Here is a 13,956-nt window from a genome sequence, read left to right on the forward strand (position 1 = left end):
GCCCAGAAAAAAACAAATTGCATCGATAGGGACCCACCTATAAAAAGAAAAAATAAGATCCGTCGCTACGCTCCGAGTGGGTCCCTATCCTTGCGGATCACTGGGTCCCTGTCTTGCGATTTCGCATATCCCCTATTTTTTAGGCTTATCGATTGACAAGGCCCAAGGAAATTGTCTAGGCGGCCTAACAAGTTGTCCGAATTATTAATTAAGTATTTTTCAGAGTTTAAGGGAATGCCGTGAAAATCGGCGACGGTCCCGCCACTGTGATAGGTTTTAGCTCTACTCGTTTAAGTCACTGTCCCGCTAGAAACCTAATTACAGAATTTTCTTTAGGCGAGGCGCTCATGAAGGAGCAACCGGAGTGTACCCTAAGGTACATGAGGATTGCGACTGAGTGAGCAACGAAGCATAAGGGAAATTATGTAGTTAGGTACGAGGGATGGGAAGGCAAGGGTAAGCGAAACGCCTTAAGTCAGGAGACCTAAATTCTGGAATTTTGCACCCCCCGATGTAATCGGGGACTCTTCGAGGAAAGAGTAGTGCCGTCATGAAACATCTCCTTCTTGCTGCTTTTGCGGCCTCTACAATTTTTTCTTTTTTTACTCCTTGCTTGCTTGTTGCTCAAGCTCAGTTGGGAGAAATTCAAGTTTCGGCGGATGCTCCTCCGGAATCTTCTGAAAGGCCTTCTGCGTTTGTAAGCGTCATTCAGCCCAAAGCCTTTGACACCCAAGTCAAAAGCCTGCCCGAATTATTGTCTGAACAAAGTGGGGTTCAAGTAAATCAATTTGGGGGACTGGGCCATTTGTCCACCATCTCCATTCGCGGGAGCAGTGCCGAACAAGTGAGCGTGTTCGTGGATGGGGTCAAAATTAATACGGCCCAGGGCGGCGCGGTGGATTTTTCGAGTCTGCCTCTCGATCAAATCGATCATATTGAAATTATTAAAGGGGGCGCTTCCTCAGAGTTTGGTTCCGATGCCATGGGTGGGGTCATTCAAATTAAGACCAAGCGGGCTTCGGCAAAAAAACAAAGTTATGAATTTTCGTTAGGAGGAGCATCTTTTAATACCCTGCAAATTCAAAACAGTTTTTCCCATCGCTTTTCAAAGTCCGCACTTTATTTGAGTCATAGCCATCTCCAAAGCGAGGGGGATTTTACTTTCCGTTCTACTCCTACTGAAATTGGAGGAGTGACTTTAGGAGGAGGCGAAAAATATACCCGAGAAAACAATCAATTTTTTAGCGAGAATGGTTTGCTAAAATGGGAGATTTTTCCTTCTGAAAAATGGGAGCTGCGACTTCTTAGCGATTGGATGGGGTCAAGGCGTCATGTGCCTCCCACCGAGGAAGAGTTTATTCTACTAACGCCGGTGAATCCTGCAGAAGCAAAAGAACAGCTGCTTAAAAATTTAAGCAGTGCACAGTTGTTAGTTCACGATTTAGGGTTTAAGAATTTAGAATTAGAAGTTCAACCTTATTATCGTCTGGATCAAAGCCATTTTGAAGATGCGAGTCCTGGTTTAGGTCCACCCATCGACACCCAATATAAAAATCAATCTTTTGGATCCAAGTTAGCGCTGCGATACCAGGGTCGCAGTGGAATTGTTGACCATAAAATCTCATTTTTCTATGAGCCGCGCCTTGACTGGCTTCGCAGCGAAGATTCTATCACTTCCCTCGAAGAAGAACATCATCGCTTTACCCATGCCTTTTATTTAGGAGATGAACTCTCTTTTTTCTCGCAAAGGCTCAGTGTTCAGCCTTCTCTTCGTTTTGAAAATACCACGGATTTTGCGTCCCGTTTTGCAGGGCATTTGGGTTTAATCTACAAAGCTCTCTCCTGGTTGGTCTTTAAAACAAATGTTGATCAGGCCTTTCGTTACCCCAATTTTAATGAACTCTATTTTCCCAATCAGGGCATCATTCGTGGAAATCCGGAGTTAGCTCCAGAAAAATCCGTGAATATGGATGTGGGATTCGTGTTGGAACATCATTTAGGCCCACATCAATTCAGACATCAATTCAGCTATTTTAAAAATTGGATTGATAATTCCATTGTATTCGTTCCCATCTCTGCCTTTACCATTGCCCCCCTCAACACCCAACAGGTACATACCCAAGGTTTTGAATGGAATTCCTTTGTTCATCTAGGTTCCCATGTGGATGTAGAGGGAAACTACACTTTTTTAAAAGCCAGTCTTCAAGATTCTGGGAAGCAACTTCCAGGTCGTGCCAAACATAAAGCCAATGGCAAGCTAACGCTCAAAAATTCTTGGGCAGCCCTCTATGTCTCCTTACAATATATTGACCAATTACCCATCGATTTTCAAAACAGCACTTTTATCAAGTCCCGCTCGCAACTCGATTTGGGGGTCTCTCTTCTGTTTAAAAAACACCTTTCTTTCAACTTTGATGTCAAAAATGTCAGCAATGTTCAATTACTCGATTCGCGGGGCTTTCCCCTTCCGGGGCGCTCGTTTTTCTTAAGTGTGGGGGCTAAAATATGATGAAAAAACCATCTCGAACCCTTTTTATTTGCTGCCTGGTCTTAGGCTTTTTTGGCTGCGGATCTGAAACCCAGAATGCAAGTCCTGTAGACCCTTCAGCTCAGTTGTCTAGTCCTGCGGTTGCATCGAGTAGTGCAAACCCCAATTCTTTTCAGATTGTAAGAGAAGGCCAAAGCCTGCCTTTACAGAATTTATTAGGGGCGCATGTCGGTGAGGAAATTCCCCTATCAGTTCTGGGTGCTAGTGGGGACATTTATTGGGTAACGATGGATCCCTTTGCAGGATACTTTGTCAGCCCGGGCAGATTGAGGTTAAGGGCCCCGGGTCGATTCTACATTGCGGCTTTGTCCGCAAATCAAAGCGATTATGTGGCGGTGGAAGTTTTGGAATCTCCGCCTAGTCCAGCTGAAGCGCCAGCTTCCTCAACTCCAGCCAGTGGTTCAACTCCTCCAACGCCTGAAAGCTCTCCTGCCCCAGTCTGTGTAGCGACCACCTGTGAGCACGAAGCCAAAAACTGTGGGGAAATTTCAGATGGCTGTGGAGGAACTTTGCAGTGTGGAGTTTGTAGTAATCCTGGAGAAACTTGTGGAGGGGCCTCTGTTCCCAATGTTTGTGGACTTTCTCCTCCGCCTCCCCCAGCGACACCATCACGTCCAGCCTCTCTTCCCTCAGATCCCTTTATCGATGAAGTCATTAGCTTTACTCCTGGCCCGGGAGGGAGTACGGACACGACTGAAAACCGTGCTCGGGTTTTGGGTCCTCCTCGAGGCTGTGGACTTTCTTGTGGTTCTACGGATGTCCTCTCTCTGGGTGTAAGAGGAGAAATTATCCTTCGCTCGGCCACACCGATCTTAAATGGAGAGGGTGTTGATTTTATCGTATTTGAAAATCCATTTTTTGCCGGTGGCAATCCTATGGGGCTTCTATTTGCCGAGTTAGGGGAAGTGGCAGTGAGTCAAAATGGCAGCGACTTTATTCCATTTCCTTGTGATTCCGCGAATCGAAGTATGCTCTACCCCGGCTGTGCAGGAGCGCATCCCGTTTTTGCCAATGCGGATACCAACACGATATTACCTACGGATTATCGAGTTTCAGGAGGGGATGGCTTTGATCTGCAAGATTTAGGTTTAGATTGGATTCAATACATTCGAATTCGAGATCTGGATACGGTAGGTGGTTCGGGTTTTGATTTGGATGCAATTTCTATTGTTCATCAATAATAAGGAGTTTTTATGGATACTTCTCTGCGGCTTTCCAATTATGAACTTAGCCTGCAAAGCGTTTATCAAGTACAGCCTCAGGTTGAAGCATTATATCGAGCTCAATATGCACAGCGTATTTCCACTCGCTGGTATTTTGCAGCAGGGGCAGATTCCAACTTCAAAACGGGTTCAGGAAACCATACTCAAGCTTTTGTGTCTATGGGTCCTCGCTTTTTTTTAGACAATAGCACTCAAGTTGATTTGCGTGCGATGAGTGCCTTCAATTTAGACGAGAGAGGCTCTCAGCTTCCAGGTCGAAGTTATATCTCGAGTAGTCTTGAAGCTTGTGTAAGTTCTATTTATTCTTCTTCTATTCAATTTGCTGCGGGCTTTTGTGCTCAGTTGGGTGTTCAATGGTTTACTCAAGATTCAATTTCCCCGGCTTTTGTGGTAGAAGTAGGTTTGCAATTTTCATTAGGAGGTTTTGTGAGAGAACAGAGTCCTCCAATCTCTCCCCCTGCCTCTATTCAAACAGATTACGATTCATTAGGACGGATTCGACAAATTCAAGTTTCTAGAATTCGCGTAGTAGTTCATTAGATAAAATTAAAGGAGCCTTATGTTTAATCTTCAAAAAACAAAAAATGTGTTTGTAGGTCTGATTTTTACTTGTCTTGTTGCGTGTGGAGGCGGAGGCCTTCAAACAAGCCCTGCACCTAATTTGAATGAAAACAACACTCCTGCGGCCCTTTCCCTTTCCAGCAATTATCCTGCAGACATTGATATTGTCTCGGGAGATCCAGCGCTGAAGGATATTGCTTTTATTACTAGCAGCAGTGGAAGCCCTGCTCTGGTCTTTGCAGTCAACCTCAGCCAAAATCCGTTGCAAATTTCAACACAATTTCGAGGATTACCCACTCTGGTTTCGGCAGGTATTCCCAATAATCTCGTGGTGCTGGATTCTACGCATGCCTTTCTACTCACCTCGGATAAACTCATTTATTTTGATCCCAAAGAGGGCAGCGTAAAACAGGAAGTGGATCTGACAGAAGCAATTACCCTGAGTGATCCTGTACGACAGGTAAATGCGAGCAGTGTTGCGATGTCCGATTTGAGTGGAACTTTCATTCCTTCCTTTCCTGCGAGCTTAGCCGTTTCTGGAAATCGCATTGCAGTGAGTTTCTCAAATTTAAATTATGCGCCGACGCTCACTGCCGCCCAAGGTTTAGTCCGTTTTTATGATTATCATCCTGAAAATTCGGTGGCTATTAGCTCCAGTAATGAACATTGGTTTACACATTGTGGATCCACTGCGCAGTCGGGTTTTAATACCAGCGGATTAACGGTAGTGGGGGACGGCCGTTTGCTGGTGACTTGTACGGGACTGACCCGATTGGACTTGAGTGCGAGGAGCTCTCTCCCCGTTACTCCTGCGGGAATTGATGTCCTCGATTTTGCTACAGGAGACATTTTGGCTTCCCTGGATCTGGGATTAACGGCCCCTGCTTTTCGATCCTGGGCGGTTAGTTCGGATAGGAAAAAAGCTTATTTGGGAAGTTCATCCGGGGGATATCTCTTACAATTGAGTCTTGAAGGAGATGTAACTTTGGAACGGGGTCTTTCTAACCCCATCGTCATAACGGATTCTCACAATGGTAGCGATTTCATGGATGAGGTTCTGATAAGCAATGATAACAGCAAACTCTTCGCCTTTAGCAGTAATAGCAGCTCGGTTTATACCTTGGATTTAACGCAAACGAATATGCCTATTTTGACACAACGAACAGTTGATTTAAGTGCAGCTGGAAGCCCGGGAGGGATTACGGGCGTGGGACCTGCGGCACTGCGTCAAGGGCGGCCAGGTGTAGATTTTACAGGGCCTGATTTATGGGTTTTGACGGGGAATCCTGGGACCTTGGCAGCGATTCGGAGTTATTGATTTCTGCATGGGCTTGACCTTAAGATCCAGCTGTGGCACAGCGGACCAATATTACAGCAGTAATTTTTATCTGATCGAAAGGTCTGGCCATTGAACTCTATCTTTTTATTTTCGTTGCGGGCTAAAAAATGCATTGAGCTTCAAATTCCGTTGGCTAAATCTTCGGATTTTGAGGTGTTGAAGGGTTTGTTGCCTAAAAATTTGAGAGGGATTAGTTTATCCAAACCGGAAGCTCCAGAAAAAAAGGCCTTGGAATTTTATAAGGAGTGCCGTGAACCCTATGTTGCCCGTTATCTGACTGACGTTGGAGAAAAACTTCTTCATCTGGGTCAGGCTATGGGGGCCTTGAAGTTGTTGGAGTGGGCTTCTAACCTGGAAAAAAGTTCACGAGTTACATTGATGCATGCTTGGGCAAAATTAGGTTTGGGGCGTTTGGAAGAAGCCGAGCAGGATATAAAGGTATTGCTCAAATGGCATCCGCGAAATTCGGTGGCCCAATTTTTAATGGGCAAGGTGTTTTTCCAGCGTAGTGATCATCAAAAGGCCCAAGAATATTTTGCTCTGGCCCTTCGTTCAATTGAACCTTCTAATGTTTATTTAATGCTGTTAGAGACGTTTTCAAAGTTTAACCAAATTTTAATTGATCGGGATTCTTTATATTCCAAGAAACTTTCGTCGCGACATTTATATAAAGAAATTGAAGGGCTTAAAAATCGTGCGGCAAAGCTCAAACAAAGCATTGAAAAAACTTCCAATAATTCCGAACTCCAAGGAATTGGGGTATATTTGGAAGGCCTGGAAAAGCTTTTTGAAAGCTGGTTGGCTGAAATGGGTGCACGCCCCGGTTTTTTCAAAGAAGTACCGAGTACTCAATTTCAGCATTTATAGTTTTATCTTTCTCTATTCTTTTCCCCTTTTTTCTTTTGAACGCGTCATCTCCCTCAAACCCAATATTACCGAAGTGGTTTTTGCTCTTGGCCTAGGAAACAAGTTGGTGGGGGTAACCAGTTATTGCGACATTCCTCCTGAAGCAAAAAAAATCACTCATGTCTCCGATTATATTCAGCCTTCTTTGGAAAAAGTCATCGCCCTAAAACCCGATCTTATTTTAACTTCACAAGAAAATAGTTCACGCCGAGAAATAGAATTCCTTATCGAAAAAGGGTACCGCGTCGAAAATAGCAAATGGGACACCTTGGATAACAGCTTAGAAAGTATTTTAAATTTGGGTCTACTCTTGGGTAAAAAGGAAATCGCTGAAAAATTGACGCAGGAAATAATAAATAAATTAAACAATATTGCGTCAAAAAATTTAGGAGTAAAAAAGAAAGTACTTTTCGTTGTAGGACAGCAACCCCTGATTGTTGCTGGATCTAATAATATTTTTGGTGACGTTGCCCATTATTTAGGTTTGGAAAATGTGGCGGCCCAAAGCAAACTCAAATATCCAAATTATTCTCTTGAAATGCTTGTCAAAAGCTCACCCGATCTGATCATCGATTTGTCGATTGGAATGGAAGGAACTCAAAAAAGTGAAAAAGATTTGCTGTCCTGGTGGAGGCAATATCCTTGGGTGCCAGCAGTAAAAAATGATCGTGTTTATTTTTTTCACATGGAAGAACTCAGGGCGTCACCTCGTTTTCCGGAGGCGGTGGAGAGGATATCGAGGATGATTAGGTAAGGGTGCAATTGGGGAAAAAACCGAATTAAAAAGAGTTTTAATGTTCCAAAAATTCAAACTCAAAATAAGTATTCTTATTTTATTTTTTTTCTTTTCCGTTTTTCTTTCCTTGAGTGTGGGTGTGTCCCAATTTTCATTCCAATCTTTTCTTTCAGCTTCTAATCAAGAAATCATCCTGCAACTTCGTCTTCCCCGAATTCTTCTGGGGGCTTTAGTCGGCATTGCTCTTTCCGTTTCAGGGGCTGCTTTTCAGGCCTTGCTGCGTAATCCTCTGGCAGATCCTTTTATTCTTGGTGTTTCTGGTGGTGCGGCCTTGGGAAGTGTGTTGGCAGTGGGTTTGCATTTACCCTTTATTTGGGTTTCGCTATTCGCCTTTGGGGCGGCCTTGCTCTCCATGTTATTGATTTATAGCTTGGCTCAGACGAAAGGCCGTTTGAATCCCCACACCTTGCTTTTGGTGGGCGTGCTTTTTAATACCACCACTTTTGCGCTTATCTTGTTTATCAATGCCTTGGTTTCTATGGAAGATCTGCACCGCATCTGGTTCTTGATGGTGGGCTCGCTCGAAGCCATTGAATATTCCCGCTTGGCTTTGGTCGCTTTTCTGGTTTTTTTAGGTTTGGGGATTATTTTTTACGATGCCTCTTCCTTGAATCTCCTGACATTGGGAGAAGAGAATGCAAGCCTGTTGGGCGTGGAGGTTGAAAGGGTACGCACCCGAGTTTTTTTTGCCGCCTCGCTTATGGTAGGGGCAATTGTTTCAGTGAGTGGATTGATTGGTTTTGTAGGTTTGGCCGTACCCCACATCGTCCGTTTGTGGCTGGGTGCCGATCATCGCCTGCTGATTCCCTCCACCGCAGTTTTTGGAGCCAGCTTTTTAGTCTTATCCGATTTTATTGCACGGATTGCTTTTTCAGGAGAAAATTTTCAAACTCAGCTTCCGGTGGGAGTGCTTACCGCCCTGATTGGCGCACCCTTGTTTTTTTATTTGTTAAGACATGAAACGAGGGGTTAGGGGGAGTCTAAGATAATTTGAGCTATTGATACCCTATTATAAAAAACCTACTGACGAGTCGCCAATTAAACTGACACAATGCGACTCTCTAGTACAACCGGCGGTAGGGTAAGCCCCGGTGGGCTGTCCGATAAACTGCGACTTGTTGTTAGTAGGTTATAGTTTTGGAAGAATTTATGGGAAAGTTTGTTTCGCTTTCAGAAGCCAAGGCAAAATTGAATCGAAAGGTGAGCATCCCTTATCAAATCTTAATAAAAAATGCTCTTCAAGAAGATCTCGGGAAAAATGATATTACCACTCAGGCTCTCTTTACAAAAAAATCACCTCGAGTGTCTGCCCGCATTATCGCCAAACAAGATTTAGTTTTAGCGGGTGCAATGATAGCCAAAAAAACTTTTAAGCAAGTAGACCCCCAGCTTAAAATTCGCTTAATTAAAAAAGACGGAATTTTTTGCGAGGCAGGGCAAAGTATTTTAGAAATCTCCGGAAAAGCCTCCTCTATTTTAACGGCGGAGCGGACAGCGCTTAATTTTTTACAACATTTATCAGGAGTAGCAACCCTTACGCAGCGTTTTGTGCAGGCGGTAAAAGGAACTTGCGCAAAAATTTTAGACACCCGAAAAACATTGCCAGGCTGGCGCAATCTACAAAAATATGCAGTGAAAGTGGGCGGAGGGGCGAATCATCGTTTTGGCCTCTACGATGCCTATCTCATTAAAGATAATCATTTGGCGCTTTATGGATCTCTTTCTCAGGCGATTGAAGCGGTTCGAAAACATCGAGGGAAAAAATCGATAAAAATAGAAGTGGAAGTTGACACTTTGCAACAGTTTGAAGAGGCGATTGATTGTGGTCCAGACATTATTCTTTTGGACAATATGTCTTTGGAAGATATGCATCTGGCGGTACTTCGCAATCACAAAATTCCTCCTAAAAACCGGCCTAAGCTTGAGGCCTCTGGATCTGTGAATTTAAATAATGTCCGTGCCATTGCTCAAACAGGAGTGGATTTCATTTCTGTTGGAGCGCTTACTCATTCAGCCCAGGCCATGGATCTGAGTTTGGAAATAAAATTGGACCGCGAAATGGTGTTCGCTATTAAAAAATTCAGCTAGCGGTCATCTTTTTCCAACCAGAAGAAAACAGCCTGCAGGAGAATTCACTCGAATGGCATAGGATAACCCTTTTTCGCAGAACACGCGGTCTCCAGCCTTCATTTCTATTTTTGTATCCCCACTTTGAAAGGTAATTTCCCCTCTTACTAACCAAAAACATTCCTGGTGGTTGGTTTTGGCGGGACCGTGATAATGCTGACGCGGCCAGGGAAAAGCTGATTTTCCCAAATATTCTTTGCTGAGTTCAGAACTTATATATTCCGTTGTGGGTTCCTCGGCCTTGTTCCAAGGTAAATACTTTATTGCCATCGCTTTCTATCTTTCCACCAACCCTATTCAAGAGTTTGCTCCTAAAGGGTTCTCCATCGAGGGTCAGTAAAATGGATAAATTTTTACAGCCACTTTGGATAAAGATAATTATATAAATTTTTTCAATTTCGTGAAGGGAATTTTTTAAAAAGAAGTTAGCGATTTTTCTCCCAAATCAAACGCATGCCTTCGAGGGTGAGGAAGGGATCCACTTTTTTGATGCGTTTCGATTCGGGCACGATCAGACTGGTAAAGCCCCCGGTGGCAATCACTTGCACCTTCTTTTCTTTCGATTCTTCAATCATACGTCGAATAATTTCATCTACCATACCGATGTAGCCAAAATAAATTCCCGCCTGCATGCTTTCGATGGTGTTTTTTCCAATCGCGCGGCTGGGTTTTTTGATTTCTACATGGGGTAATTTGGCCGCTCTCTCAAAAAGGGCTTCATTGGAGATGGAAATACCGGGTGCAATCATTCCTCCGCAGTATTCTCCTTTGGCGCTGATGTAATCGAAGGTGGTGGCGGTGCCGAAATCTACAATAATGAGGGGGCCCCCATATTTTTTGAAACCCGCGACCGCATTCACTATACGGTCTGCCCCAATTTCTTTTGGATTATCCAGTTTGATTTTAATGGAAGTTTTAATCTGTGGGGTAATCCAAAGCGGCTTTATTTTTAAATAACGTTCGCACATGCGTTCCATCGCAAATTCCAAGGTAGGAACGACGCTGGAGATGACCACATCTGTAATGTCTTCAAAATTGAGCTTGGCGAATTGAAAAAGTTCCTTGATGAGAATTCCAAATTCATCGGAGGTACGTTCCTTTTTGGTTTCCAGGCGCCAATGTTCTACTAGAGTGGCTTGCGTCGCCCCCTCTGGTCCGCGTTGCGGCCTATTTTTGGTTTTTCCAGGCAATTGAAAAACTCCAATAACCATATTGGTGTTGCCGATGTCTAAGGTGAGAAGCATGCAGTATCCTTTCCTCCTCCTGATCACAAGAGGGGGGAATATAAAAAATTATTGCATCAGTGAATCAAATCCCCCAATTCACATCTCCTGCAATCACTAAGTTTTCTCCTGTCGCCGTTTGTACTCTTAAATAACCTTCTTTGTTCAGTCCCAGGTAAGTCCCCTCATAGCGAAGTTCAGCTTCCTCAACTGATACACGAGTGCCCCAGGGCTTGGCATAGCCCTCCCACTTTTCTCTAAAAGGGGCAAAGCCTGTTTGGAAATATTCCTCAAAGGCGGAGAAAAAAGAGGCTAGAAAACGACCTGCGATTTCGGCCCGGTTAAAATCTTTGGAAAATTCAATTTTGAGCGAAGTTGCCTTGTTTGAAAGGGTCTCCGAAAAATCTTTGGGCCCCGCATTCACATTAATTCCTACGCCGATAATCAACTTTGCTGGCTGCCCAATATTTAAAACCAGTTCGCTCAGGATTCCTGCCACTTTTTTTTTATTCAGCAACACATCATTGGGCCATTTTAGCTGAAGTCCCTGAGGGACAAGGGGAAGCAGGCTTTCCAGTAGCGCAATGCCACAAATAAGGGTGTTTTGGGCCAGCAAGTTTTGAGAAGGCAACTCAATCACAAGACTGAGGTATAAATTCTGATAGGCAGGGGATTCCCATTTTCGATCCAGACGGCCTCTTCCCTGGGTTTGGGATTCTGCAAAAATCACCAGTGGGGGGGGCATTTTTTTTTCAGAAATCAGACGCTGGGCCTCGCTATTTGTGGAATCAATCTGATCCAGAATGAGAATTTTCAAGGAAGGGGGGAGCTGAGGAGAAGAATTCTTTAAAATTTCAGAGACGTTTAAGAGGGGTGGCATGTTCTTGGGTTAATTCGGCCATATGGCTATTGACAAGTCAAAAGAGGGGCTTCTACAATTGCGCACCGAGTCATTTTTTAATGGGGCCTTATTTTTATGCATTTATTAAGAGACATCAAAGAACATTTGGGTTGGAAGATTGCGATCCTGACTTCCGTGGTTTTGTTTGTTGTGGCGGGCCTGTTGATCTTTACCCTCTCCGTCATTGAGGTTCAGTTTTTCTCCAAATTCAACCTGATTCAGATTTTAGCAGTGTCTGTCATTCTACTCGCCTTGGTCTCGGTGATGGCCATCTATATTTCTACCATGATTTTCGTCCAACGGCCTTTGGGGAAGTTACTTTCCGTCATTCGTAAGGCCGAAAAAGGGGATTTGAATGTGCGAGTACAGAATGAATCGGAGGATGAGATTGGCGATCTTGCGCATCAATTCAACCAGATGTTACACCGTATTGGGGAGTTGGATACCAAAAAAATTCGTACCGAGCGGCAATTGATCCAGGCCCAGGAAGAGTTGAAATACAAAAAAGCCCTCGAGGAAAAGTCCAAAATCATCGAAGAAACCAACCAAAAACTGGCGCGCAGTTTTCAAGACTTGTCCCTGCTCTATCAAGTTTCTCAAAGCATTTCCTCCACCCTCGAAAAAGACGAACTCTATAATGTGTTGCTCGATGTAGTGGTGAAGACTTTGGGTTTTCAGGAATTTGCCTTATTGGAATTTGATGAGAAAACACAAAAACTGGTCGTCAAGTTGGCCTATGGTTTTGAGGATAATGAACGGGTGAAGGATCTTTCTTTTGATCTGGGGGAAGGTATTAGCGGCAAAGTGGCTCAGCAACGCCAGGTGGTTTATATCGAAGACACTTCACAAGACAGTCTTTACCTGCATTATAAAGGGGAAAAAAACGACCATGGGTCTTTTTTATCCGTGCCTATCTTATCGCATCAAAAATTGCATGGGGTGATGAACTTTACACGTCCCCACGCCAGGGCCTTCAGTGAAATGGAGATAAAATTATTGGTCTCTCTGGCCGTACAAATTGGTTCTGCCCTTGAAAACGCAAAGCTGTTCACCCAAACCAAAGAGTTGTCTGTCACCGATGAGCTCACTCAAATATTCAACCGTCGCCATTTTCAGCAAATGCTTAACCAGGAATGGAAACGCGCTCTGCGTTTTCAACGCAATGTTTCTCTACTCATGATCGATGCAGATCATTTCAAAAGGTTCAATGATAGTTACGGGCATCTTCAAGGGGATCAGGCCCTCATTCAAATTGCCAAGACGCTTTCCAGCCATGTGCGCGAAGTAGACACCGTAGCTCGCTATGGAGGTGAAGAATTTGCGATTATTTTGACCCACACGAGCTTGGAAGACGCGCAGCATGTGGCCGAAAAACTCCGTGCCCACGTAGAAAAGCATCCCATTTTGGATACCCAAGGGGCGATCATCTCCTCTATCAGTATTTCCATTGGGGTTTCCAACTACCCGCAAACGGCTTCCAATATGGATGACTTACTCAATCAGGCCGACATGGCACTCTATGATGCAAAGGGGCAGGGGAGAAATCGTGTCGTGGCTTTTCAGGATGCCAAAACGGTGGGTCATCTGCGAATCTTGTCCTAAAAAATCCGACGCACCTCTTCGAGTCGGTCAAAAGATCCCACATCATGAAAATAACCGGGATGAGTTAGTCCTGCGAGGGTTTTGCCCTGCGCCAAAGCGGGGAGGTAAGCCTCATCGATGATGGAGCAAACATGATTTGCAGGAAGATAAGAAAAGATTTCGGGTTCCAGAATTTGTAGTCCTGTAAAAATTCTTCCCCTCTCCCCTTGAGGGAGAGGGGAGTGTGAGGGGTCCAATTCACTGATAGCAACAATTTTTCCGTCATCATCCAAATACACCTTCCGTTTCACATCTTCTCTTTCTACTCCTGAAACCAGCAAGGTGGCCAAGGCGTTATGCCTCTGATGCAGCTCAAAAAGGGCTTTCAAATCGGCATCGATCAACACATCCGCATTCAGCATGACAAAAGTAGAATCAAAATATTGCTCAGCCTGCTTCAATCCGCCACCCGTGCCCATCAGGATTTTTTCTTTCGAGTAGCTGATTTTGAAATCGAACTTTAATCCATTGCCCAATTGAGCTTCAATCTGTTCGCCCAGATGAAACAGGTTGATGACCACTTCGCCAATGCCAAACTTTTTCAGCAAATCCAGATTATACTCAATCAGACTTTTTTCCCCCACTTCAATCAAGGGCTTGGGGGTCGTCAAGGTAAGCGGTCTCAGCCGCTCGCCCAGGCCTGCGGCGAGGAGCATGGCTTTTTGGGGGAAATGTGAATTCATAAATTGAT

General features: G+C 44.3%; 13 protein-coding genes and 1 riboswitch. Of the genes, 9 read left to right on the top strand and 4 right to left on the bottom strand.

Annotated elements, in window-relative coordinates:
- Positions 1-197: 197 nt before the first annotated feature.
- A riboswitch (cobalamin riboswitch) is annotated at positions 198-507 on the top strand.
- Between the two features lie 43 nt (positions 508-550).
- The 8 genes from HQM15_09240 to nadC all read left to right on the top strand — a co-directional run bounded on the left by HQM15_09240 (position 551) and on the right by nadC (position 9,461).
- The gene (locus HQM15_09240; protein MBF0492951.1) at positions 551-2,509 is read left to right on the top strand and encodes a TonB-dependent receptor; all 1,959 of its coding nucleotides are present in this window, start codon (positions 551-553) and stop codon (positions 2,507-2,509) included.
- Positions 2,506-3,729 (top strand): hypothetical protein, encoded by a 1,224-nt coding sequence (locus tag HQM15_09245; protein ID MBF0492952.1) that lies wholly within the window; start codon positions 2,506-2,508, stop codon positions 3,727-3,729. The genes HQM15_09240 and HQM15_09245 overlap by 4 nt, the downstream gene beginning before the upstream one ends.
- A 12-nt stretch (positions 3,730-3,741) precedes the next feature.
- Positions 3,742-4,311, top strand: a complete 570-nt coding sequence (locus HQM15_09250) for a hypothetical protein (protein ID MBF0492953.1) — start codon at positions 3,742-3,744, stop codon at positions 4,309-4,311.
- A gap of 19 nt (positions 4,312-4,330) precedes the next feature.
- Positions 4,331-5,650, top strand: coding sequence for a hypothetical protein (locus tag HQM15_09255; GenBank protein MBF0492954.1), 1,320 nt, complete (start codon positions 4,331-4,333; stop codon positions 5,648-5,650).
- A 150-nt stretch (positions 5,651-5,800) separates the two neighbouring features.
- Positions 5,801-6,538 (top strand): hypothetical protein, encoded by a 738-nt coding sequence (locus HQM15_09260; GenBank protein MBF0492955.1) that lies wholly within the window; start codon positions 5,801-5,803, stop codon positions 6,536-6,538.
- Positions 6,459-7,331, top strand: a complete 873-nt coding sequence (locus HQM15_09265; GenBank protein MBF0492956.1) for an ABC transporter substrate-binding protein — start codon at positions 6,459-6,461, stop codon at positions 7,329-7,331. The genes HQM15_09260 and HQM15_09265 overlap by 80 nt, the downstream gene beginning before the upstream one ends.
- Positions 7,332-7,371: 40 nt before the next feature.
- Entirely contained in the window at positions 7,372-8,346 is a 975-nt protein-coding gene (locus tag HQM15_09270) for an iron ABC transporter permease (protein ID MBF0492957.1), read from the top strand.
- Between the two features lie 176 nt (positions 8,347-8,522).
- The gene (gene nadC, locus HQM15_09275; GenBank protein ID MBF0492958.1) at positions 8,523-9,461 is read left to right on the top strand and encodes a carboxylating nicotinate-nucleotide diphosphorylase; all 939 of its coding nucleotides are present in this window, start codon (positions 8,523-8,525) and stop codon (positions 9,459-9,461) included.
- 3 nt (positions 9,462-9,464) lie between these two features.
- Here the strand turns inward: nadC and HQM15_09280 are convergent, their stop codons facing one another.
- The 3 genes from HQM15_09280 to HQM15_09290 form a co-directional block, all read right to left on the bottom strand.
- Positions 9,465-9,770, bottom strand: coding sequence for a DUF861 domain-containing protein (locus tag HQM15_09280; GenBank protein MBF0492959.1), 306 nt, complete (start codon positions 9,768-9,770; stop codon positions 9,465-9,467).
- A gap of 155 nt (positions 9,771-9,925) precedes the next feature.
- The gene (locus HQM15_09285) at positions 9,926-10,744 is read right to left on the bottom strand and encodes a type III pantothenate kinase (GenBank protein MBF0492960.1); all 819 of its coding nucleotides are present in this window, start codon (positions 10,742-10,744) and stop codon (positions 9,926-9,928) included.
- Positions 10,745-10,808: 64 nt separating this feature from the next.
- Entirely contained in the window at positions 10,809-11,603 is a 795-nt protein-coding gene (locus HQM15_09290) for a biotin--[acetyl-CoA-carboxylase] ligase (GenBank protein ID MBF0492961.1), read from the bottom strand.
- A gap of 96 nt (positions 11,604-11,699) precedes the next feature.
- Here HQM15_09290 and HQM15_09295 point away from each other — a divergent pair, with 96 nt between their 5' ends.
- On the top strand, positions 11,700-13,226 hold the full coding sequence (locus HQM15_09295) for a diguanylate cyclase (protein ID MBF0492962.1): 1,527 nt from the start codon (positions 11,700-11,702) through the stop codon (positions 13,224-13,226).
- On the opposite strand, the gene HQM15_09300 is transcribed toward HQM15_09295, so the two are convergent.
- On the bottom strand, positions 13,223-13,948 hold the full coding sequence (locus HQM15_09300; protein ID MBF0492963.1) for a nucleotidyltransferase family protein: 726 nt from the start codon (positions 13,946-13,948) through the stop codon (positions 13,223-13,225). The genes HQM15_09295 and HQM15_09300 overlap by 4 nt on opposite strands.
- Between the last annotated feature and the right edge of the window lie 8 nt (positions 13,949-13,956).

The sequence above is a fragment of the Deltaproteobacteria bacterium genome (genome assembly GCA_015233135.1).
In the GTDB taxonomy this organism is placed as follows: domain Bacteria; phylum UBA10199; class UBA10199; order JADFYH01; family JADFYH01; genus JADFYH01.

Coding starts and splice junctions, on each gene's coding strand:
- HQM15_09240 (MBF0492951.1), top strand. CDS start 551: ATGAAACATCTCCTTCTTGCTGCTTTTGCGGCCTCTACAATTTTTTCT.
- HQM15_09245 (MBF0492952.1), top strand. CDS start 2,506: ATGATGAAAAAACCATCTCGAACCCTTTTTATTTGCTGCCTGGTCTTA.
- HQM15_09250 (MBF0492953.1), top strand. CDS start 3,742: ATGGATACTTCTCTGCGGCTTTCCAATTATGAACTTAGCCTGCAAAGC.
- HQM15_09255 (MBF0492954.1), top strand. CDS start 4,331: ATGTTTAATCTTCAAAAAACAAAAAATGTGTTTGTAGGTCTGATTTTT.
- HQM15_09270 (MBF0492957.1), top strand. CDS start 7,372: ATGTTCCAAAAATTCAAACTCAAAATAAGTATTCTTATTTTATTTTTT.
- nadC (MBF0492958.1), top strand. CDS start 8,523: ATGGGAAAGTTTGTTTCGCTTTCAGAAGCCAAGGCAAAATTGAATCGA.
- HQM15_09280 (MBF0492959.1), bottom strand. CDS start 9,770: ATGGCAATAAAGTATTTACCTTGGAACAAGGCCGAGGAACCCACAACG.
- HQM15_09285 (MBF0492960.1), bottom strand. CDS start 10,744: ATGCTTCTCACCTTAGACATCGGCAACACCAATATGGTTATTGGAGTT.
- HQM15_09290 (MBF0492961.1), bottom strand. CDS start 11,603: ATGCCACCCCTCTTAAACGTCTCTGAAATTTTAAAGAATTCTTCTCCT.
- HQM15_09295 (MBF0492962.1), top strand. CDS start 11,700: ATGCATTTATTAAGAGACATCAAAGAACATTTGGGTTGGAAGATTGCG.
- HQM15_09300 (MBF0492963.1), bottom strand. CDS start 13,948: ATGAATTCACATTTCCCCCAAAAAGCCATGCTCCTCGCCGCAGGCCTG.